This window comes from Ruegeria sp. AF5 (assembly GCF_056541905.1).
This window is the reverse complement of sequence record NZ_JBQFYZ010000012.1, coordinates 14,671-36,504: the sequence shown is the minus strand read 5'-3', so window position 1 is coordinate 36,504 and position 21,834 is coordinate 14,671. Positions and strand designations below refer to the sequence as shown.

The following is a 21,834-nucleotide window of genomic DNA, read 5'->3' as shown; positions in this document are numbered from 1 at the left end:
CAGCACCATGATCATCCATCATCCCTTGCTGGGCCCGCGTGACAGTTCCGAATTCGTCTATCTGGGAGACGCTTCGCTGATCAACAGGCCCGACTGGCAGGCCGAAAACGCGGCCGAAGCGTTTTATGACTACGCCTATCTGCGCGACAATCCAGCTGGCGAACACCGCGAGTTGTGGTTCCACGAGGGGGGCGACCGTTCCTGGTTGGTCGTGACCCGCAATACCGCGACACATGAGATTTCCAAAGTGGAACTGGCCCGTGACGTGGCCCGGGCACAGGGGCGCTCCAAATGACTCAAGACAACAGGCTGAGCGGCGGTCAGATCGACCGCACCAAAACCCTGAACTTCAAATTCGACAACCGCAGTTACACTGCGCATCCGGGCGATACGCTGGCCTCGGCCCTTCTGGCCAATGGCGTGCGCCTGATGGGCCGGTCGTTCAAATACCATCGCCCGCGTGGCGTGCTGACTGCCGGTTCGGAAGAACCCAACGCCCTTGTCGAGCTGCGCACCGGCAACCGTCAGGAACCCAACACCCGTGCCACGACCGTTGAGATGTTCGAGGGGCTTGAAGCCCATTCCCAAAACCGCTGGCCCAGCCTGAAATTCGATGCTCTGGCAATCAACGACAGATTCTCGACCTTTCTGACGGCGGGGTTCTACTACAAAACCTTCATGTGGCCTGCCGCGTTCTGGGAAAAGCTGTACGAGCCGATGATCCGCCGCGCGGCCGGTCTTGGGTCATTGTCGATGCAGGAAGATCCCGATGAGTATGACAAGGGGTTCCGGCATTGCGATCTGCTGATTATCGGCGCGGGTCCAGCCGGATTGATGGCGGCACTGACTGCGGGCCGGGCCGGTTCCGAGGTCATTCTTGCGGATGAGGATTTCGCACTTGGTGGGCGGCTCAACAGTGAAACCTTTTCGCTGAACGACGGCGATGCGACCGATTGGATTAAGCAGAGTGTCGCTGAACTGTCAGCAATGCCCAACGTCCGCCTGATGCCGCGCACGACCGTGATCGGTGCCTTTGATCACGGCATTTATGGCGCAGTTGAGCGGACGGGCGATCATCTTGCTTCTCTGCCTTCCGGTAAACCGCGCCAGATACTCTGGCGCATCTACGCCAAACGCGCCCTATTGTGCGCTGGCGCGACCGAGCGGCCCATCGCGTTTGAAAACAACGACAGACCCGGCATCATGCTGGCAAGTGCGTTGCGCACCTATGCCAATCGGTTTGCAACCACGGCGGCGCAACGTGTCGCCATCTTTACGAACAACGATGACGGCCACCGCACAGCTGCGGATCTGCACGCAAAAGGTATCAGGATTGCTGCCGTCGTCGACGTTCGTGACGACGCCCCGACCAGCCATGACTATGAAGTTCTGCGCGGCGCGCAGGTCAGGGACACCAAAGGCCGACTGGGGCTGACCTTTGTCGAGGTTGAGCTGGCAGACGGGTCGTCGCGCACGCTGGACTGCGGGGCGCTTGGCGTTTCGGGTGGCTGGAACCCCAACGTGCATTTGACCTGCCACCAACGGGGGCGTCCCGCCTGGAACGACGATCTGGCGGCTTTCGTGCCCGGCGCGGACTTGCCGCCTAAGCTGTCCGTCGCAGGGGCGGCGAATGGTGTGATGTCCACCCATGGTGCCCTGCAATCCGGGGCAGAAGGTGCGGCGCAGGCGCTGGGCCTGAAAGGCCCGCTGTCCGATCTGCCTAAGGCCGAGGATATCCCGATCTCGCAGACACCGTTCTGGTATGTTCAGGGTTGCAGCCGCGCGTGGCTGGATCAGCAGAACGACGTGACCGTCAAGGATGTGAAGCTCAGCCATCAGGAAGGGTTCCGTTCGGTCGAGCACTTGAAACGCTATACCACCTTGGGCATGGCCACCGATCAGGGCAAGACCTCGAACATGGGCGGGCTTGCGATCATGGCCGAACTTGCAGGTAAGTCCATTCCGGAAACCGGCACAACGATCTTCCGCCCGCCCTATACGCCCGTTCCGATTGCAACCTTTGCTGGCCGGATGAAAGGCAAAGAGTTTCATCCAACCCGCCTGACCCCGTCACATTACTGGGCCAAGGAACGCGGCGCGGTGTTTGTCGAGGTCGGCAATTGGCTGCGCGCACAGTGGTTCCCGCTGCCCGGTGAAACCCATTGGCGGGAATCCGTGGACCGTGAGGTGCGCCAGACCCGTGCCTCGGTCGGGGTGTGCGACTGCACCACGCTTGGAAAGATTGATGTTCAGGGTGCGGATGCGGCGGATTTCCTGAACAGGGTCTATTGCAACGGATTTGCTAAACTGGCCGTCGGCAAAACCCGCTATGGGCTGATGTTGCGCGAAGACGGAATTGCGATGGATGACGGTACCGCCGCGCGTCTGGCCGAAGATCATTTCGTAGTCACCACCACAACCGCCAATGCGGTCAAGGTCTACCAGCATATGGAATTTGTCCGGCAATGCCTGTTCCCGGACATGGATGTGCAGCTGATCTCGACCACCGAAGCCTGGGCACAATACGCGGTAGCCGGGCCCAATTCGCGCAAACTTCTGCAAAAGATCGTGGATCCCGAGTTCGACATCTCGAACGAAGGCTTCCCGTTCATGGCTTGCGGCAACATCACCGTATGCGGCGGGTTGCGGGCGCGGTTGTTCCGGATTTCCTTCTCGGGCGAATTGGCCTTTGAAATCGCGGTTCCATCGCGATACGGCGACGCGCTGATGCGACGTTTGATGCAGGAAGGCGAAGAGTTCGATGTCGTACCATACGGCACCGAAGCGCTGGGCGTCATGCGGATCGAAAAGGGTCACGCCGCAGGCAACGAGTTGAACGGAACCACCACCGCCCTGAACCTTGGAATGGGTCGGATGGTATCCAAGAATAAAGACAGCATCGGCTCAATCCTGTCCGAGCGTGAAGGGCTGAACGAACCAGACGCTTTGATGATGGTTGGCATCAAGCCTGTGAACGCTGGCGACAAGGTAACCGCCGGAGGGCATCTGATGGATGCCACGGGTCCCGTGGATGCTGCCCATGATCAGGGATATGTCACATCGGCGGCATTTTCGCCGTCGCTGGACAGCCATATCGGCCTTGGCTTTTTGAAAAACGGCGGCACACGTCAGGGTGAAAAGATGCGCCTTGTGTCGCCAGTGACCGATCTGACGGTCGAGGTTGAAATCGTCTCGGCCCATTTCGTCGACCCCGAGGGAGAACGGCTCCGTGCATGATCTTGTAGCAATAACCGCGCTGGGTGGAACCGAACCCAAGATCGACAGGGTCGGAAGCGTGACCTGCACCGAAACCCCGGGTGTGGCGCTGGCCTCGGTCGCCGCTCGGCTGGGTCGGGAAGACAAAACCCGGAGCGCCATATCCCAATTGATCGGGGTGGAAACGCCTGGCGTTGGTAAGTTTACCGGCGGGCCGATCGTTGCCTTCTGGACCGGGCCTGATCAATGGATGATCGAAGCGCACTTTGAGACACATGAAGATCTGGCGCATCTGGTTAAAGAAAGCACTGGGGACAACGCATCGGTTTCCGAACAGACAGACGCATGGGTCAGGTTTGATCTGGACGGAGAAGGCGTGTTGGCAGTGCTGGAATTGCTAAGCAGTCTGGCTTGCCAAAAAATGGCGGTCGGTGCCGCATCCCGCACGTCAATCCATCACCTGGGATGTTTCGTCCTGTGCCGTGCTTCTGGTTCGTTCAGTGTCTACGGGCCAAGATCGTCTGCCGGGTCACTGCATCATGCGATTGTGGCCGCAATGAAATCGGCGCTTTGAAGGCAAGGTCAGCTTGAGGGCAGCGGGGCGTTGTCTTCGACCCGAAACCGGTTGATCCGTCGCCGGTCCTCGCTGGGGCTTAAACCAAAGGCGGACCGATAGTGTGTCACCAAAGGCGTGACCGAGCTGTATCCGATGGCTGCAGCGATGTCGGCAATAGGGTCCTTGGTATAGACAACCATCTGACGGGCCGCCTTCATCCGCATGGACCGGAAATAATGGCTGGGGCTTTGCCCCGTGGCCTGTTTGAAGGCGCGCTCGACCTGGCGGGAGGTGACGCCCGTTTGATCCGCTATGTCCGCGATCGAGATCGGATTGCCGATACGGCTTGCGAACAGGTCGACACATCGCGCCACAAGCGGCGGCAGCTTTTCACCCGTGGCAGGTTTGCTTGCACTGGGCACCTGTTGCTGAACACCCTCCCCTCGCATCATCGGATGCTGGAACCAGCAGGCCACCTCATGTGCGACTTCGCCGCCCAACCGGTCCTGAATCAGATGCAGGGCCAGATCAAACGCGGCCGCCGCCCCGGCCGCAGTATACCGCGTGGCATCCGACACGATCACTTCGCGCCGCGCATCGATCTGGGGAAACTCGGCCAGAAATGCAGCCTCGTAACACCAGTGCACCGATACCGGATGGCCGGTCATGACCCCCGAGCGCACGAGCGGGAAAACGCCGCCGCTGATACCGCCCAGAATTGTCCCGTGTCGTGACAAGGCCCGCAACGCACCATTCCCCTGGGTCGGGTTTCTGAAGTCCGAGGTCGGACTGCTGAGCAGGAACAGAATATCAATCGGCTGGCAGTCTGAGAGGTTGCGTTCAGCCTCAAAACGCACTTGAGCGCTGGAGCTGACCTTTCCCCCGTTTTCCGCAATAAGAGACCAGCGAAATGCCTCTTGCCCGGCGATCTCATTTGCGGCGCGCAGCGGTTCGATGACCGAGGTCAGGCAAGCCATCGGAAAGCCGTCGAACAGCAGAAACCCGATCTCAATTCTATTTTCTGTCAGCATGAGCGCTACACTATCAGTAAAATCTCGGTTCGGCCCGAATTGGTCCTTGGCCGCTCTGGCCTGCGGAAACGGTTCGAACAAGTGTAGCAAAACACGGAACGTGCGAAATCGAAAAAACACGCAACAAACATGGCGAAAATCGGGGTCAGGGGCCTCATTCGGATTGACAGGCTGAAAGGGACAAAGGTTGCGCAGCGCCATTTGCCGGTCTGGCGATGCCGTAGATGCTGGACCCGTGACGGCTGAGACCCTAACGTGGCCTCAATGCTTCGCTATACCCTTAAACGACTGATCTCATTGCTTGCCAGCCTTGCTATCGCCTCGGTGGTTATCTTTGCCGTGATCGAGGTCGCGCCGGGGGACCCGGCCTCGTTCATGCTGGGTGTCAACGCGCAGGAGGATACGTTGGCCGCGCTGCGGGCTGAACTGGGTCTGGATGGATCAAGGGTACAGCGGTATTTCAACTGGGTCGGGGGGATGGTGGCCGGGGATTTCGGCACCTCGTACACCTACCGCACACCGGTGTCGCAGATGATTGCGGACCGGCTGTGGGTATCGTTGCCTTTGGCGCTATATGCGCTCACGCTGTCCACACTGATCGCCTTTCCCGCCGGGATCTATGCCGCCGCACGTCGGGGCAAGCCCGGGGATCTGGCGGTGATGGGGGCGACACAGCTTGGTATCGCGGTGCCGAATTTCTGGTTCGCGATGATGCTGGTGCTGATCTTCGCCATAAACCTGCGCTGGTTCAATGCCGGTGGGTTTGTTGGCTGGGGCGAGGGCCTTTGGGCGGGGCTGCGTTCGCTGACTTTGCCCGCCATTGCGTTGGCCCTTCCTCAGGCCGCGATCCTGGCCCGCGTCATGCGATCCGCGCTGCTGGATATTCTGGGCGAGGATTTTATGCGCACCGCGCGAGCCAAAGGGTTGTCGCGTCGTCAGGCTCTGTGGCGGCATGGGGTGCGAAACGCGCTGATCCCGGTGCTGACGATCATCGGCTTGCAGTTTTCTTTCCTGCTGGCCGGGTCGATCATCATCGAACAGGTGTTCTACCTGCCGGGCCTCGGGCGGTTGGTGTTTCAGGCCATTTCGGCCCGCGATCTGATCGTGGTTGAATCGGTGGTGATGCTGCTGGTCTTTGCGGTGATCACCGTGAATTTTCTGGTGGATCTGGCCTACGCAGCCGTTGACCCACGGTTGAGGAGCCGGTCATGAGCCGCAACCTGATTCTGGGCGCGGCGCTGTCGTCGCTGGTGGTGCTGGCGGCGCTGATCTCGTTTGTCTGGACACCCTACGACTATGCCGCGCTGGATATCCCCAACAAACTTCAGACGCCCGATGCACAACACTGGTTTGGAACAGATCACTTCGGCCGCGACATGTTCTCGATGATCATGGTCGGTGCACGCACTTCGATTGCGGTGGCTCTGGTGGCCGTGGGGATTGGCATGGCGCTGGGCGTACCCCTTGGCCTGACAGCCGCCGCACGCAAAGGGTCGTGGTTGGATGAGGTGATCATGCGTGGCAACGATCTGGTCTTTGCCTTTCCCTCGCTGGTCATCGCCATCCTGATCACGGCTGTGTTCGGTGCCGGTGCCATCAACGCGATCATTGCGATCGGTATTTTCAACATCCCCGTCTTTGCCCGCATCACCCGAGGGGCCGCATTGTCGCTGTGGGAGCGCGAGTTCATCCTTGCCGCCCGTGTGTCGGGCAAAGGTGCCGCACGGATATCAGCCGAACACATCCTGCCCAATGTCGCCAACTTGCTGATCGTTCAGGGCACCATCCAATTTTCGCTGGGCATACTGGCCGAGGCGGGCCTGTCCTATGTCGGTCTGGGCGCGCAACCTCCGACGCCCAGTTGGGGCCGGATGCTGGCGGACGCCCAGACTATGGTCAGTTTTGCCCCGCATTTGGCTCTGATTCCGGGCTTGGCGATTATTGTCACGGTATTGGGTTTGAACCTGCTGGGTGATGGTCTGCGCGACTGGCTGGACCCAAGGATCAGGGTGGCGCGGGCATGACGTTGCTGCAAGTCGAAAACCTGTCCCTGTCGATCCACGGGGTGCCGATCCTGAAACAGGTCAACTTGTCCATCGACCCGGGCCAGATCGTGGCGGTGACAGGTGAAAGCGGCTCGGGCAAATCCATGACAGCACTGGCTGTGATGCAGCTTCTGCCAAACGGGGCAACGGCAGACGGCGTAATCCGACTGGATGGCACTGACCTGCTTTCCGAATCCGAGGCCGAGATGTGCGCCTTGCGTGGCGCGTCCATCGGGATGGTATTTCAGGAACCGATGACGGCGCTCAACCCGGTGAAAACAATCGGCGATCAGGTGATGGAGACCATCCTGATCCACAAGGCGATGCCTCCTGCTCAGGCCCGGACCCGCGCCGCAGAGGTTTTGACCCGGGTTGGCCTGCCACCCGACAGGTTTCCTCTGTCGCGCTATCCGCATGAGCTGTCGGGCGGGCAGCGTCAGCGTGTGGTCATCGCAATGGCCATCGCATTGCGCCCAAGGCTATTGATCGCGGATGAGCCGACTACGGCGCTGGATGTCACCACGCAGGCGCAGATCCTTGATTTGCTGAAAGGGCTGGTTCGCGAATATGATATGGGCCTGCTGATGATCACCCATGATCTGGCTGTGGTCTCGGACATGGCCGATCAGATTGTCGTCATGCGTCACGGCGAGGTCGTCGAAAGTGGCGCGACGCGAAACCTGTTTCGAGATATGCAGCACCCCTATACCCGTATGTTGTTCGAAGCTTCGGGTCATCAGGTCACCCTGCCTGAACCTACACAGCAACGCCCGCTTCTGGAGGTTTCGCAGGTCGTCCGGGATTACCGCCTTCCCCGCAAAGGTCTGCTGGATGCGCCGCGCCACCACCGCGCGGTGGATGGTGTCAGCTTTACCCTCAACCGAGGGGAGCGTTTAGGGCTGGTGGGCGAGTCCGGTTGCGGAAAATCGACCCTAACACGGGCTATTTTAGGGTTGGAAGAGATCCAATCTGGTCAGATTATGCTGGATGGTCAGCCGGTTTTCACCGGCCACAGGCCCAACCTTGCGGTACGTCGCAAGATGCAGGTCGTGTTTCAGGACCCCTATGGCAGCTTCAATCCCCGCCACCGTGTCGCGCGCCTGATTACAGAACCTTTTCACCTGTTGGAAACGCCACCAAAGGGGTCCGAACGCCAGGACCGGATTGCAGAGATGCTGACGGCAGTGGGCCTCGGCCCTGATGATGCGGGCAAATACATTCACGAGTTTTCGGGCGGGCAACGCCAGCGGATCGCTATTGCCCGCGCTCTGATCATTCGGCCGGAACTGATCCTGTTCGATGAGGCGGTTTCAGCCCTCGACGTATCGGTGCGCGCCCAAATCCTCGATCTGCTTGCCGAACTCTGCGAGGCTTATGATCTGACTTACCTGTTCATCAGCCACGATCTGAGTGTGGTGCGCACCATCACCGATCATGTTCTGGTGATGCAATCCGGACGAATTGTCGAACATGGCAAGACCGAACAGGTATTCTCGGACCCGCAGCATCCCTACACGCAAACCCTGATCGCCGCCGCGCCCCAATTGCCTGAAATCGGGAAGTTATTGGCGTAAAACCATTTGTTAGAGCCTGAACGGAGGCCAAAATGACCCAACCACTCTGGTTTGATCCCACCCTGTGCCTGATCGGTGGAAACTGGACGCCTGCGGCATCGGGCGACTCATTGCCTTTGACCAACCCGTCAGACGGAACCGAGATTTGCCGGATCCCGCGCGGCTCGGGTGTGGATATTGACGCGGCGGTCGCCGCCGCCAGAACTGCGTTAAAGGGCGACTGGGGGCGCAAGACGGCCTTGGAGCGTGGGCGCATCCTGACCCGGCTGGGCCAGCTGGTGTTGGAACGGGTGGACGATCTGGCGCGGCTTGAGGCGATGGATGTGGGCAAGCCCCTGACGCAGGCCCGCGCCGATGCCATCGCGCTGGCGCGCTATTGTGAGTTCTACGGGGGTGCAGCGGACAAGGTGATGGGTGAGACCATTCCCTATCTCGATGGCTACACCGTCTATACACTGCGCGAACCCCATGGGGTGACAGGCCACATCGTGCCCTGGAACTATCCGATGCAGATTATCGGGCGCTCGGTCGGGGCCGCGGTGGCCATGGGCAACGCCTGTGTTCTGAAACCGGCGGAAGAGGCCTGTCTGACCGCGCTGGCCTTTGCCCATCTTGCACAGCAAGCGGGTCTGCCAGCAGGTGCACTGAATGTTGTGCCCGGTCTGGGGGCCGAGGCCGGAGCCGCACTGTCCGGGCATCCGGGGGTCAACCATATCTCGTTCACTGGTTCGGTCGCCACGGGGGCCCTGGTGCAGCAGGCCGCGGGGCGCAATGTAGTGCCTGTGACGCTGGAACTGGGCGGAAAATCCCCCCAGCTGGTGTTTGATGATGCCGATCTGGATGCCGCCCTGCCGTTTCTGGTGAATGCGGGCATTCAGAACGCAGGACAGACCTGCTCGGCCTCCTCCCGCATTCTGGTACAGCGCGGTGTCTATGATCAGGTCAAATCCCGCATGGCCGAGGCCTATGAACAGCTCAGCGTTGGACCCGCGATGCAGGATCTTCGCGTTGGACCACTGATCTCGGACCGGCAAAAGCAGATCGTAAACAGCTTTCTGGACAAAGGCGCCGATCTGACCATTGCGGCAGAAGGGACGATCATAATGGATGCGCCGGAAACCGGGGCTTATGTCCGGCCCACCTTGTTTGCGGACGTGCCACCGGATCACCCGCTCGCCCGCGATGAAATCTTCGGCCCGGTCCAGGTTCTGATCCCGTTCGACACCGAAGAACAGGCTCTAAATATAGCCAATAGCACTGACTACGGTCTTGTCGCCAGCGTCTGGACACGTGACGGTGCGCGGCAGATGCGGTTGGCAAAAGGGCTGCACGCGGGTCAAGTCTTCCTCAACAACTATGGGGCAGGCGGCGGCGTTGAACTGCCTTTTGGAGGCGTGGGCAAATCCGGCCATGGCCGCGAGAAAGGCTTTGAGGCGCTTTATGGCTTTTCGCAACTCAAGACAGTGGCTGCCTATCACGGGTAACAGCGCCCCGGTCTGTCAGATCAACGTTTCTTTCGCGCATATGCGCCCCAGAACAATCTCCTTGATCTCTTTAAGGGAATGGGCAACGGACAATCCAAAGGGCGGTTGGTATCAGTGATTTGTCGTCTCAAGTCACTATTGGAGTAAAGACCGTTCGGGTCAGGACCAGAAAATCGCAATGAAGGACCCGGGTGGCGCTTGGCATTCCCGCTCTGTTCTGGATTGTCGGCCTCCTGCTTGTAAAAGCGTCGAAACCAAAAGCGGGCGTCTCAACGCCGCTATTACGCGCGCTTTTCATCAATCGAGGTTACGCCCAGAACATCCAGCACCCTGGCTTCGATCTGCTCGGCATTCATACCCGCAACGGCATACATGTCCGCGGGGCTGGCCTGATCGATGAAGATGTCAGGCAAGACCATCGAGCGGTATTTCAAGCCCCGATCAAAAACACCCTCATCCGCCAGAAGCTGTGCCACATGGCTGCCAAACCCGCCAACAGCGCCTTCTTCGATGGTGATCAACGCCTCATGATCCGCAGCCAGGTTCAGGATCAAGTCGCGATCCAGCGGCTTGGCAAAGCGGGCGTCTGCGATTGTTGGGCTAATGCCTTTGGCGGTCAGAGACTCGGCTGCTTTCTGAACTTCAGCCAGCCGCGTGCCAAAAGACAAAAGTGCGACGCGCGCGCCTTTCCGGATCAAGCGGCCTTTGCCGATCTCCAGTACCTCACCGCGTTCGGGCAAGTCCACTCCGACACCTTCGCCGCGCGGATAGCGGAAGGCAATCGGCCCTTCATCATGCGCAACAGCGGTTGCCACCATGTGCATCAATTCCGCCTCATCCGCGGCGGCCATGACGACCATGCCCGGCAGATTGGCCAAATAGGCAATATCGAACGACCCGGCATGGGTGGCACCGTCAGCCCCCACCAAACCTGCGCGGTCAATGGCAAACCGAACGGGCAAGCGCTGGATTGCAACGTCATGCACAACCTGGTCGTACCCCCGCTGCAGAAAGGTCGAATACATGGCGCAGAAAGGCTTCATCCCGCCTGCCGCCAGCGCAGCCGAGAAGGTCACGCCGTGCTGCTCGGCAATCGCCACATCGAAACAGCGCGACGGGTACCGTTCGGCAAACAGGCCCAACCCGGTGCCATCTGGCATCGCGGCAGTCACCGCAACGATCTTGTCATCGCGCGCGGCGGCATCCACCAGAGCCTTGCCAAAGACAGACGTGTAAGAAGGCGCGTTTGAAGGGGCCTTTTTCTGCTCACCCGTAACCACATCGAATTTGGCTGTCGCGTGGCCTTTGTCGCGGGCCTGTTCGGCTGGTGCGTACCCTTTGCCCTTCTTGGTCAAGACGTGGATCAGGATCGGCCCGGTTGCCCGCGCCTTGACGGTGCGCAGAACCGGCAGCAGCTGATCCAGGTCATGCCCATCAATAGGCCCGAGATAGGAAAACCCGAGCTCTTCGAACAGGGTCCCGCCCACGGCCATACCTTTCAGCATTTCCTTGGCGCGTTTGGCCCCTTCGCGGAACGGTTCGGGCAAAAGTGAAACAGCGCCCTTTGCGGCGGCTTTCAGATCGTGGAATGGCGCCTCGGCGTAGATTCGGGACAGATAGCTGGACAAGGCACCAACAGGGGGGGCGATGCTCATTTCATTGTCATTCAGAATGACAATCAGGCGTTTCTTCAGGTGACCGGCATTGTTCATCGCCTCAAAGGCCATGCCTGCGGACATCGATCCATCACCGATCACGGCAATCGCGTCACCCAACCCTTCAGGGGTTACACCGCCCAGATCACGCGCCACGGCAAAACCCAGTGCAGCACTGATCGAAGTGCTGGAATGCGCGGCGCCAAACGGGTCATAGGGGCTTTCGCTGCGCTTGGTGAAACCGCTCAGGCCATCTTTCATGCGCAGCGTGCGAATGCGGTCGCGCCGTTCGGTCAGGATTTTGTGCGGATAGCACTGATGGCCCACATCCCAGATGATCTTGTCGCGCGGCGTGTCGAAAACAGCGTGCAGCGCGGTTGTCAGTTCCACAACACCCAGACCCGCGCCCAGATGCCCACCAGTGACAGAAACCGCCGAAATCGTCTCGGCCCGCAATTCCTGCGCAACCTGATGCAACTGCGCGTCCGAGAACCGCTTGAGATCGGCGGGGCGGTTCACAAGGTCCAGCAGGGGCGTTTTGGGGCGGTCAGACATTTGGCGCGTTCCTGGCTTAGCTGTCCCGGGCAATAACGAAGCGAGCGGCTTCCTTCAAGGTTTCTGCCGTCGGGCCATACCCGTCCAGTGCGGCACAGGCCTGATCAACAAGTTCACTGGCGCGGGTTCTGGCAGCATCCAAACCCAGAAGAGATACGAAAGTGGCCTTTCCCGCATCCGCATCCTTCTGAAGACGTTTGCCTGCCTTTGACGCATCACCTTCAACATCAAGGATGTCGTCTGCAATCTGAAAAGCAAGACCAAGGGCCCGGGCATATTGGCGCAAGGGTTCTGGATCCGCTTTTGCCAGACGCGCACCCGCACAGGCGGACCATTCGATCAAAGCGCCCGTTTTGCCGCCCTGAAGCTGTGTTATCGCATTCAGCGTCAGAGGCTCAGAAGCGGTTTCCGCCGCGATATCAAGCGCCTGCCCCAAAACCATACCTTGCGCACCGCTTGCCCTGGCCAGTGTCAGTGCCAGATCAACGCGAATTTCTGCATCTCCAACCTCCGGCCGGGTACACAGCTCAAAGGCCAGTGTTTGCAGCGCGTCCCCGGCAAGTACAGCCGTGCCTTCATCCCATTTCACATGCACCGTGGGGCGTCCGCGCCGCAGATCGTCGTCATCCATGCAGGGCAGATCGTCGTGAACCAGCGAATAGGCGTGCAGGGCCTCTATCGCGGTCGCGGGCCAGATCGCGCGGGACTCGTCGATTTGGTGCAGGCGCGCACTTTCCAGAACCAGAAACCCGCGCAGCCGCTTACCGCCCCGGGTGGCGTAGGCCATTGCCCGTGTCACATCCAGATCGTCCAGCGCGCCCATTATCAGGTCAAAATGATCCTGAAGGCGCGCCGCGTCCTGCGCCAGTCTTTCCTGAAACATTTACTGACCTTCGACAGGTGTGGTCCCGGTCGGTTGGCCATTCGCGTCCAGAGTGATCGCGGCCACTTTTTCCTCGGCCCGCTTCAACTCGTCCTCGCAACGTTTTTTCAAAGCGGCCCCGCGTTCATAAAGCGCAATCGACTGATCCAGCGCCACGTCGCCGCGCTCAAGCTGACCAACCACGGTCTCAAGCTCTTTCATGGCCTGCTCGAATGTCATCTGCTCAACTGGGGTATCGGTCATCGTGCTGCCTTCATCAGTTCTTCCACATGGGCGCGTGTCGCCTCGGCCAGTGCGTGCAGATCATACCCGCCCTCCAGAGTCGAGACGATACGGCCCTGACACACCTCATCGGCTATCCCGCACAGCTCTGCCGTGATCCAGGCGAAATCGCCAGTCGACCAGTTCAGATTGGCCAGAGGGTCGTCCTGATGCGCATCGAACCCGGCCGAGATGATGATCAGCTCCGGCCGGAATGCCCGCAGGCGCGGAAAGGCCTGCGTTTCATAGGCGGATCGCATCTCAGCCCCGCCGGTGCCCGGGGCCAGCGGGATATTCAGAACGTTATCGTAAGCGCCTGTCTCGTCCGGGCGGCCCGATCCGGGCCATAACGGCATTTGCTGGCTGGTGATCACAAGGGCCCGATTTTCATCCCACAGCAGGTCCTGCGTGCCGTTGCCATGATGAACGTCGAAATCGACCACAGCGACCCGCTTCAGCCCGTGGTAATCCAGCGCGTGTTTCGCTGCCAGCGCCGCGTTGCCAAACAGGCAGAACCCCATGGCTTTCTCGGCTTCGGCATGGTGCCCAGGCGGGCGAATGGCACAAAAGGCGTTCGGCGCCTCACCGCCCAAAACCAAATCAACGGCCCGCACCGCCGCACCCGCCGCGCGATAGGCCGCATCCACGGAACCCGGCGACATGAAGGTGTCCCCGTCGATCTGCGCAAACCCGTCAGTGGGGCGCGACGATCTGATGTCGCGGATATGGCTTTCGGGATGAACACGCAGCAAATCATCGTCTGCCGCCAGCGGAGCGGTCACGCGCTTCAGATCCAGCCCCTCCAGCGCGTGCAGGATATGCTCCAGCCGCGCCACCTGTTCCGGATGACCCTGGGGTGTGACATGTCCAAGGCAATCGGCATGTGTCAAAAGGGCGGTTTTCATCGGGATCCCATCTTCATCTGGCTAAAAATATCCTCGCCGAAGGCATTAATCGCCGCGCAGCGGCTCATTCAATCGGGTGCCAGCATATAGCCTGCGCCCCGGACTGTCTGCAGATACCGGGGCTGTTTCGGGTCCTGTTCGATCTTCCGGCGCAGGCGGGTGATCTGCACGTCCACGGCACGTTCTTGCGCCTGTCCTTTATCCCGGCCCAGATCTTCCACCAGTTTTGCACGGCTGATCGGCTCGCCAGGTTGGGCCGAGAAAATTTTCATCAGCTGGGTTTCGGTTGCCGTCAGGCGGACCGGCATTTCGCCCTGCCACATTTCACCACGTTCAATGTCATACCGGATGGGACCAAGATGCAGGATCTTCGCCGCTGTTTCCTCGGCCGGGGTTTCCGGCATCCGGCGCAGGATCGCATTGATCCGCAGCAACAACTCTTTCGGCTCGAAAGGTTTAGCAAGATAATCATCCGCCCCGGCTTCAAGCCCTGCAATCCGATGCTCGGTCTCGCCCTTGGCGGTCAACAACAGGATCGGTGTCGTATGGGTGTCACGCAGTGATCTGGTCAGACTGACGCCATCTTCGCCCGGCATCATCACATCCATGACGATCATGTCGAAATCCAATCCCGACAGAACCCGCCGCGCATGGGCCGCATCCCGTGCCGCTGTCACCAGAAACCCGTTTCGCATCAGGAATTTCTTGAGCAGATCGCGAATGCGTTCGTCATCATCAACAATCAGCAGATGGGCATCCATTTCGCTCATGAACTCGTATCCCGCAATTTCGTATAGGCATGACGCATATCAGCATCCATCATTGCTTCAAGTACTTTGCGAAACCCGGCCACGGCCTCGGGACCGGCATCCTTGAAGGCTGCGCGCATTCTTGTTCGTTGCGCATCGGACAACGTGGCCTCCAACGTTTCGCCCTTCTCCGTCAGAAATAGGTGCCGTTCGCGTTTGTCCACGGTTCCGACCCGGCTTTCCACCAGACCATCCTCGATCAATGTCCGAAGAACCCTGTTCAGAGACTGTTTTGTAACCCCGAGGATCGCCAGCAAATTGTTCACCGTGGTGCCCGGCGCACGGTTGATAAAATGGATCGCGCGGTGATGGGCGCGGCCATAGGCCATCTCGGACAGGATACGATCAGGATCCGCGGTAAAGCCACGATAGGCAAAGAACATGGCCTCGATCCCCTGCCGCAACTGTTCATCCGTCAAAAACAACAGGCTCTCGCCCCCATATCGCGGGGCTGGGCGGATTTCGGACATATCATGCCTCATTCGTTACTCGGGTTTGACTTTATGTCAGCGTTATTGACATTCCAAGGGCGGAGCGGTATCGAATCGCAGTTTTTGCGCAACATTGTGTCCGCATCGGACCTAAGTGGCGCAACAATCGGAAATTTAACCCGGTTCAGGAGGTTTCGCATGGCGGGGTATGATGATCGTGACGGTGTCATCTGGTTGGATGGCAAGCTGGTGCCCTGGCGCGATGCCAATGTGCATATTCTGACCCACGCGATGCACTATGCCTCATCCGTGTTCGAGGGTGAACGGGCTTATAACGGCAAGATTTTCAAAAGCCGCGAACATTCCGAACGTCTTATCGCCAGCGCCGAGGCACTGGACATGCCGATGCCTTACACTGTCGATCAGATTGAAGCGGCCAAGGAAGAGACCCTGAAAGCCAGTGGCCTTCAGGATGCCTATGTCCGCGCATTGGTGTGGCGCGGGTCTGGCGAAGACATGGGCGTGGCGTCGGCCCGCAACCCGGTACGGATGGCCATCGCGGTCTGGCCCTGGGGCGCCTATTACGGCGACGCCAAGATGCAGGGCGCAAAACTGGACATCGCCGAATGGAAACGCCCCAGCCCGGAAACCATCCCGGTTCATGCCAAGGCGGCGGGCCTCTACATGATCTGCACCATTTCCAAACACAAGGCCGAAGCCAAGGGATGCTCGGACGCGCTGTTCATGGACTGGCGTGGTTACGTGGCCGAAGCAACAGGTGCCAACGTGTTCTTCGTCAAGGATGGAGAGGTTCACACCCCGCTGGCGGATTGCTTCCTGAATGGCATCACCCGTCAGACCATCATTCAGATGCTGAAGGATAAAGGCATCACTGTGCATGAGCGGCGCATCAAGCCCGAAGAAATGGCTGATTTCGAACAGTGCTGGCTGACCGGAACCGCGGCCGAGGTCACTCCGGTCGGGCAAATCGGAGATTACACTTTCGAAGTCGGCGACCTGACCCGCGAAATCGCAGAAGATTACGAAAAGCTGGTCCGCTCGTAATAACTTGCAAAACCCCGCTTCGGCGGGGTTTTTGTTGCAGATCGTGCAAATTGTCGTGCAAAGCGTTCCGTGATCTGGACGATCGGATCAGTTCCCGTATCTTCACCGCATGTTGGACCTTCTCAGCGATATTCTCACCCGTCTGTCCCTGCGTGGCACGTTCTACTTCCGCACCTCGTTCACACCACCTTTTGGTATTCAGGTGCCGGAATTCGAAAACGTCGCGCGGTTTCATTTTGTTCAACGGGGTGAGCTCAAGGTCCATGTCTCATCCACCGGAGAAACGTTGAGGCTGCGGCAGGGGGATCTGATCCTGATCCCTCATGGGGCGCCACATGCGTTGTTGTGTGCTGAGGTCAGGCCACCGGATGCGCTTCCTCTGGAACAGGTTCTTGAGATTGCCGGCTACAAGGGCGATGGCGTCCTTGTCTATGGCGGTGCAGACGAGGACCGGGACACGCAACTGATCTGCGGTCATTTTTCTTTCACCGGCCCGGCAGGGCGAAAAGGCACCGGGCATATGCTGATCGACCGACTGCCGCCCTACATCCTGATCGAGAATTATGGTGAAGAGGCCGGATCGTGGATGGAATCGACCCTGCGCATGATCGGATCCGAAGTGTCCGGGGCCCGTATTGGCGGCGATCTGATTGCGCTGAAGCTGTCCGAAGTTCTGTTTGCGCAGGCGATCCGAACCTACCTGGAACGGCAAAGCCCGCAGGACACCGCCCTTGCGGGCTTTGCGGATACGCGCATCTCACGCGCATTGACGGCGTTCCACCAAGCCCCAGCGCAAGACTGGAGCGTTGCAACACTGGCACGCGAATCCGGCATGTCCCGCACAGCCTTTTCTCAGTTGTTTGCCCAGAAGATGGGCACGACGCCGATGCAATACCTCACCGACTGGCGCATGCAGATTGCGTGCCATGGCCTTACAGAGGCACGATGGAACGTCGCAGATGCAGCAGCCGAAGTTGGATATGCCTCTGAAGCCGCGTTTTCCCGTGTTTTCAAGAAGCAGGTCGGCTTGTCACCAGCCGCATACAGGTCCATGCACTAATACGCCAAGAATTCTGTACGATCTGCAAGATTTTTAAAACGATCGAGAATTCAGCGTTCGGGTCAGGCTTTCTATCTTTCTTTCATCACTGATTGAAAAGAGGAAAATCCTATGTCCCTGCGTTTCGTTACCCGCTCTGTCCACGCATATCTGGACTACCCGGTTGCCATTGCCCTGATGACACTGCCTTTCCTGCTGGGATTGGGTCAGTCCAATCCGCTGGCGCTGTGGCTTTCGGTTGTCACCGGCGTCGCCGCCTTTGTCCTGACGGTTCTGACCGACCATCATTTGGGAATTTGGCGCGTTCTACCCTACAAATTTCACCTGGCCGTGGACCTGATTGTCGGCATCACCTTTCTGTTTGCACCCAGTGTACTGGGGTTTTCAGGATTGGATGCGGCGTTCTACTGGCTGAACGGTGCGGCTGTGGTTCTCGTCATCTCGCTCAGCGCGCCCGAGCAGGAAGTCGCTGCCTGAGCGCTGTTCCTCAGCACTGGCAAATTTGTCCAAATACTACCGAAATAGCTGAGCCGCCCGTTTTGCAAATCGGCGGCTCAGAGCAGAGAAGCGTGTTGACCGGTCGGGCGAATTTACTTGAAAAAGCCGACTGAATTCATCAGATTTATCCCTGCGCGGGGTGAGGTCACAGATGACAGACACGCTTGACGAAATCATGGCCCGACATGATGCGCTGGTTGCGTGCGGGTGCAATTGTTGCGAAGGCGACTATTGCGCCTATGCCGACCGCCAGAACCGGGACACAGCAACCGCTGAAGAAGCCCGCACACAAGGCACCGCCCATCAACGCAAGTCGTTGCGATATATCTTTGAAACTGTGCGAAGCGGCAGGGGATAGCAGCGCAGCAGTTTGGGCTGCGCTGTTGCAAGGTTCAGAAATCCACCCCGCGCTGGGCTTTGATTCCCGCCTGGAACGGGTGCTTTTCTTCGGTCATCTCGGTGACCAGATCTGCATAATCACGCAGCGCCTGCGGTGCGTCACGGCCTGTCAGGAACACACTCGTCTTGTCCGAACGCGCGTTCAGCCCTTCTATCACCTGCTCGACCGAGAGATATTCATAGCGAAGCGCGATGTTGATCTCGTCCAGAACCACCAGATCGTATTCGCCACTTGCCATAAGGGCGCAAGCCTTGTCGAAGGCGGCATTGGCAGCTGCAATGTCGCGCTCACGATCCTGTGTATCCCAGGTAAACCCCTCACCCATCGTGTGCCAGGTGACCAGATCACGTTCTTCGAAGAAACGACGCTCGCCGGTTTTCCACTTGCCCTTGATGAACTGCACCACGGCGACCTTCTGACCCCAACCAAGCGCGCGGATGACCACGCCAAAGGCCGCTGATGACTTGCCTTTGCCCTTGCCGGTATTGATCAGAACAAGGCCGCGTTCGGGGTCGACGGCCTCGGACACTTTCTTGCGGTGCTGGGCCTGCACCTTTTGCATCTTTTCCTTGTGGTCGTGCGCGTCGCTCATTGGGGAACCTCTTTGATTGTCCGGCCCAACCTAGGGAAAGAATGCAAAAGGTAAAGTCACGCTTTGGGGTCCGTGACAGACCGCGCCTTGCCACGCTCCAGCCCCAGCTGGTGTTCGCGCCATATCACAACAACATTGCCTGCGATCACCAATGCCGCCCCGATCAGGATCGCAACGGTGGGCAATTCATCAAACGCGAAATAACCGATCACAATCGCAAAAAGCATTGTTGCATAGTCATAAGGTGCCAGCATCGATGCCTGTCCAAACCGATACGAGGACGTGACCAAAATCTGTGCAACTCCGCCAACTAGCCCCATGGTGATCAGTATTAGAGCCTGATTCAGGGTAGGCATTGTCCATCCCCAGATCGCCGTCAGCGCCGAAAGCAGCGTCGCTGTCAGCGAGAAATAGAACACGATTGCAGCAGGGTGATCGACCTTGACCAGTTGGCGGATGTGAATCTGCACGAAGGCCCGGGCAAAGGTCGCGCCCAGTACGCATAGCGCTCCGATGGTTGCAGCCGTTTCCATCTGAGTGCTGCCAAGCCGGGGCCAGATCATGATCATCACGCCAAGCAACCCAAGTGCCACGGCACCGATGCGAATCATGCGGATGCGCTCGCCCAGCATCACGGCGGCCAAAATCAGGGTGAAGATCGGCGTGGCGTAACCGATTGCGGTGACTTCGGGCAGCGGCAGCAGGCTAAGGCCGGTGAATGTCAGCCCCATGGCGCTGGTCCCCAGAACCCCGCGCCAGAAATGCCCCATGGGTTTCTTGACGACAAAGCCTTGCGCCAGCTCTCGGCGCGCGGTCAGCCACAGAATGATGACCGGAATAGCAAACAGGGACCGGAAGAACACCAATTGGCCCGGCGGGAATTCGTCAGATAAGGCTTTGACCAGGGCCGACATCGACGTGAAAAGGAACAGCGCGCCAAGCTTCAGCGCCACAGCCAGCAAAGGTCGATGCGATGTTAAGGGTTTTGTCATCGGCGCGACCCTGCGCCTTTGCAGAAAAAAGATCAACGGGGTGGATCAGGTGATGGTCCACGACTTCGGTATCGATGCGCCAATTTCCGCTGCAAAATCCTCAAGGAACTGAAACATTCGGCCCGCCCTTGCCTGCGCAATCTGCTTGCCTGCATCCGTCAGCATGTCGTCCGGCAGGGTCAGCAGCTTAACCTTCCAGTGATCAATCGAATACCGCAGATCGTCCAGCGGGCGCGCTTCTGCGAATGGATCGGCCGGATCATAGAGAACACGCCCCAAAGCACCTGATACAGAAAATGTGCGCGCAATCCCGATGGCCCCCAAGGCGTCAAGGCGATCCGCATCCCTCAGAATCCGCGCTTCGAGCGTTTCGGGTGGGATGTTGGCCGAGAAGCTATGGGCCGCTATCGCATGTTGCGCGGCCTGAACCTGATCGTCGGAAAAGCCCAGTTTTGCCAGAATAGGCCCTGATTCAGCAGCTGACTGGCGTGAGGCAAACAGTCGGTTCGGGTCATTCTTGGGTAGGTTGACCAGATCATGAAGATAACAGGCTGCCAACAGGACGGGGATGTCCACCTGAGCGTCTGCAATGGCCTGAGCATTGGTCCAAACACGATCCAGATGGGCCAGGTCATGGGCCGGATCAGTTTCCATGCGTTGCGCGACAATGGCACGCAAACGCGCGCGCAGATCAGCCGATCCGTCCACGGTTTTCTCCGATCTGACCACGGTGCAGCAGTAGGTGGTCCAGGATGACACAAGCCATCATCGCCTCACCGACAGGGACAGCGCGGATGCCAACACAGGGGTCATGACGGCCCTTGGTGATGATCTCGGTCTCTTCACCGGATTTTGTAATGGTTTTGCGGGTGGTCAGGATCGAAGAGGTCGGTTTTACCGCAAAGCGCACGACAATGTCCTGCCCGGTCGAGATGCCGCCCAGAATCCCACCTGCGTGGTTTGAGCTGTATTGCGGACCATTCTGACCCATGAAGATTTCGTCGGCGTTGGCTTCGCCAGTCAGTTCGGCGGCAGCCATGCCTTCGCCGATCTCGACACCTTTGACAGCGTTGATCGACATCATCGCAGCCGCAAGATCAGTGTCTAACTTGGCGTATATCGGCGCCCCAAGCCCTGCGGGGACACCGCGTGCCACAACCTCGACCACGGCCCCGACCGAGTTGCCGGATTTGCGCAGGTCATCCAGATAGGTCGCCCAATCCCCGGCCGCCTGTTCATCAGGCGCCCAGAACGGGTTCTGTTCAATCTGCGCCCAGTCGAATTTGGCGCGGTCGATCTTGTGCGGACCGATCTGGGTCATGTAGCCGGTGATCTGCACATTCGGCGCAATCTGCCGGATGGCCTCGCGCGCCAGTCCACCCGCGGCCACGCGCGACGCGGTTTCCCGGGCTGAACTGCGCCCACCCCCGCGATAATCGCGGATGCCGTATTTCTGCCAGTAGGTGATATCGGCATGGCCCGGACGGAACTTGTCCATGATGTCGCCGTAGTCTTTCGAGCGCTGATCGGTGTTTTCGATCATCAGTTGCACGGGCGTGCCTGTAGTTTGGCCTTCGAACACGCCAGAAAGGATCTTGACCTGATCCGGTTCGCGCCGCTGCGTTGTGAACTTGTTTTGCCCCGGTTTGCGCTTGTCCAGCCAGTGCTGGATCATCGCCTCGTCAATCGCAACGCCCGGCGGGCAACCGTCGACAGTGGCGCCCAAGGCGGGCCCATGGCTTTCACCCCAGGTGGTGACGCGGAAAAGATGGCCAAAGCTGTTCATCGACATGGGGCGTGCTCCTTTGCGGATCGTGATTAG

At 59.1% G+C, this 21,834-nt stretch carries 22 protein-coding genes; 11 read left to right on the top strand and 11 right to left on the bottom strand.

All coding sequences use genetic code 11. The annotated features are described in order from the left end of the window. Positions 1-7 precede the first annotated feature (7 nt). From ACR0DS_RS15470 to ACR0DS_RS15460, 3 genes are read left to right on the top strand one after another with little or no spacing between them, the layout of a single operon-like run. On the top strand, positions 8-295 hold the full coding sequence (locus ACR0DS_RS15470; protein WP_480482731.1) for a sarcosine oxidase subunit delta: 288 nt from the start codon (positions 8-10) through the stop codon (positions 293-295). Beyond that, positions 292-3,237, top strand: a complete 2,946-nt coding sequence (locus tag ACR0DS_RS15465) for a sarcosine oxidase subunit alpha family protein (RefSeq protein ID WP_480560120.1) — start codon at positions 292-294, stop codon at positions 3,235-3,237. The genes ACR0DS_RS15470 and ACR0DS_RS15465 overlap by 4 nt, the downstream gene beginning before the upstream one ends. Continuing rightward, on the top strand, positions 3,230-3,790 hold the full coding sequence (locus tag ACR0DS_RS15460; protein WP_480560122.1) for a sarcosine oxidase subunit gamma: 561 nt from the start codon (positions 3,230-3,232) through the stop codon (positions 3,788-3,790). The genes ACR0DS_RS15465 and ACR0DS_RS15460 overlap by 8 nt, the downstream gene beginning before the upstream one ends. 8 nt (positions 3,791-3,798) lie before the next feature. Here ACR0DS_RS15460 and ACR0DS_RS15455 read toward each other — a convergent pair whose 3' ends face one another. Beyond that, complete coding sequence (locus ACR0DS_RS15455) at positions 3,799-4,803, bottom strand: GlxA family transcriptional regulator (protein ID WP_480555104.1); 1,005 nt, start codon at positions 4,801-4,803, stop codon at positions 3,799-3,801. A 264-nt stretch (positions 4,804-5,067) separates the two neighbouring features. On the opposite strand from ACR0DS_RS15455, the gene ACR0DS_RS15450 reads away from it, so the two are divergent. The 4 genes from ACR0DS_RS15450 to ACR0DS_RS15435 are packed head-to-tail and all read left to right on the top strand — an operon-like array spanning position 5,068 to position 9,906. Next, complete coding sequence (locus tag ACR0DS_RS15450; RefSeq protein WP_480560124.1) at positions 5,068-6,015, top strand: ABC transporter permease; 948 nt, start codon at positions 5,068-5,070, stop codon at positions 6,013-6,015. Beyond that, a complete protein-coding gene (locus ACR0DS_RS15445) occupies positions 6,012-6,827 on the top strand; it encodes an ABC transporter permease (RefSeq protein ID WP_480487846.1) in 816 nt (271 codons plus the stop codon). The genes ACR0DS_RS15450 and ACR0DS_RS15445 overlap by 4 nt, the downstream gene beginning before the upstream one ends. Continuing rightward, on the top strand, positions 6,824-8,422 hold the full coding sequence (locus tag ACR0DS_RS15440) for an ABC transporter ATP-binding protein (protein WP_480487844.1): 1,599 nt from the start codon (positions 6,824-6,826) through the stop codon (positions 8,420-8,422). The genes ACR0DS_RS15445 and ACR0DS_RS15440 overlap by 4 nt, the downstream gene beginning before the upstream one ends. 32 nt (positions 8,423-8,454) lie before the next feature. Next, positions 8,455-9,906, top strand: a complete 1,452-nt coding sequence (locus tag ACR0DS_RS15435) for an aldehyde dehydrogenase family protein (RefSeq protein ID WP_480560126.1) — start codon at positions 8,455-8,457, stop codon at positions 9,904-9,906. A 281-nt stretch (positions 9,907-10,187) separates the two neighbouring features. On the opposite strand, the gene dxs is transcribed toward ACR0DS_RS15435, so the two are convergent. The 6 genes from dxs to ACR0DS_RS15405 all read right to left on the bottom strand — a co-directional run bounded on the left by dxs (position 10,188) and on the right by ACR0DS_RS15405 (position 15,444). Further along, positions 10,188-12,116, bottom strand: a complete 1,929-nt coding sequence (gene dxs, locus ACR0DS_RS15430; protein WP_480560128.1) for a 1-deoxy-D-xylulose-5-phosphate synthase — start codon at positions 12,114-12,116, stop codon at positions 10,188-10,190. 16 nt (positions 12,117-12,132) lie between these two features. After that, complete coding sequence (locus ACR0DS_RS15425) at positions 12,133-12,999, bottom strand: polyprenyl synthetase family protein (RefSeq protein WP_480560130.1); 867 nt, start codon at positions 12,997-12,999, stop codon at positions 12,133-12,135. Further along, positions 13,000-13,242 (bottom strand): exodeoxyribonuclease VII small subunit, encoded by a 243-nt coding sequence (locus ACR0DS_RS15420; protein WP_267363166.1) that lies wholly within the window; start codon positions 13,240-13,242, stop codon positions 13,000-13,002. Then, on the bottom strand, positions 13,239-14,165 hold the full coding sequence (locus tag ACR0DS_RS15415) for a histone deacetylase family protein (RefSeq protein WP_480560132.1): 927 nt from the start codon (positions 14,163-14,165) through the stop codon (positions 13,239-13,241). The genes ACR0DS_RS15420 and ACR0DS_RS15415 overlap by 4 nt, the downstream gene beginning before the upstream one ends. Before the next feature lie 68 nt (positions 14,166-14,233). Beyond that, the gene (locus ACR0DS_RS15410; RefSeq protein WP_480560134.1) at positions 14,234-14,935 is read right to left on the bottom strand and encodes a response regulator; all 702 of its coding nucleotides are present in this window, start codon (positions 14,933-14,935) and stop codon (positions 14,234-14,236) included. Then, complete coding sequence (locus tag ACR0DS_RS15405; RefSeq protein ID WP_209598920.1) at positions 14,932-15,444, bottom strand: MarR family winged helix-turn-helix transcriptional regulator; 513 nt, start codon at positions 15,442-15,444, stop codon at positions 14,932-14,934. The genes ACR0DS_RS15410 and ACR0DS_RS15405 overlap by 4 nt, the downstream gene beginning before the upstream one ends. 159 nt (positions 15,445-15,603) lie before the next feature. On the opposite strand from ACR0DS_RS15405, the gene ACR0DS_RS15400 reads away from it, so the two are divergent. The 4 genes from ACR0DS_RS15400 to ACR0DS_RS15385 all read left to right on the top strand — a co-directional run bounded on the left by ACR0DS_RS15400 (position 15,604) and on the right by ACR0DS_RS15385 (position 18,386). After that, positions 15,604-16,470 carry a branched-chain amino acid aminotransferase gene (locus tag ACR0DS_RS15400; RefSeq protein ID WP_480560136.1) on the top strand — a complete coding sequence of 289 codons (867 nt, stop codon included), beginning with the start codon at positions 15,604-15,606 and terminating at the stop codon, positions 16,468-16,470. Between the two features lie 109 nt (positions 16,471-16,579). After that, on the top strand, positions 16,580-17,530 hold the full coding sequence (locus ACR0DS_RS15395; protein ID WP_480538489.1) for an AraC family transcriptional regulator: 951 nt from the start codon (positions 16,580-16,582) through the stop codon (positions 17,528-17,530). Between the two features lie 111 nt (positions 17,531-17,641). Continuing rightward, positions 17,642-18,007, top strand: coding sequence for an SPW repeat domain-containing protein (locus ACR0DS_RS15390; RefSeq protein WP_050604526.1), 366 nt, complete (start codon positions 17,642-17,644; stop codon positions 18,005-18,007). A 172-nt stretch (positions 18,008-18,179) separates the two neighbouring features. After that, positions 18,180-18,386, top strand: coding sequence for a hypothetical protein (locus tag ACR0DS_RS15385; protein WP_267363171.1), 207 nt, complete (start codon positions 18,180-18,182; stop codon positions 18,384-18,386). Between the two features lie 34 nt (positions 18,387-18,420). On the opposite strand, the gene cobO is transcribed toward ACR0DS_RS15385, so the two are convergent. The 4 genes from cobO to aroC are packed head-to-tail and all read right to left on the bottom strand — an operon-like array spanning position 18,421 to position 21,804. Then, positions 18,421-19,020: a cob(I)yrinic acid a,c-diamide adenosyltransferase gene (gene cobO / locus ACR0DS_RS15380; protein ID WP_480560138.1), complete on the bottom strand. Its 600-nt coding sequence runs from the start codon at positions 19,018-19,020 to the stop codon at positions 18,421-18,423. A gap of 56 nt (positions 19,021-19,076) precedes the next feature. Continuing rightward, entirely contained in the window at positions 19,077-20,012 is a 936-nt protein-coding gene (locus ACR0DS_RS15375) for a DMT family transporter (protein ID WP_480560140.1), read from the bottom strand. A gap of 45 nt (positions 20,013-20,057) precedes the next feature. Next, a complete protein-coding gene (locus ACR0DS_RS15370) occupies positions 20,058-20,720 on the bottom strand; it encodes an HD domain-containing protein (RefSeq protein WP_480487829.1) in 663 nt (220 codons plus the stop codon). Further along, positions 20,704-21,804 carry a chorismate synthase gene (gene aroC / locus ACR0DS_RS15365; protein WP_480482762.1) on the bottom strand — a complete coding sequence of 367 codons (1,101 nt, stop codon included), beginning with the start codon at positions 21,802-21,804 and terminating at the stop codon, positions 20,704-20,706. The genes ACR0DS_RS15370 and aroC overlap by 17 nt, the downstream gene beginning before the upstream one ends. Positions 21,805-21,834 lie beyond the last annotated feature (30 nt).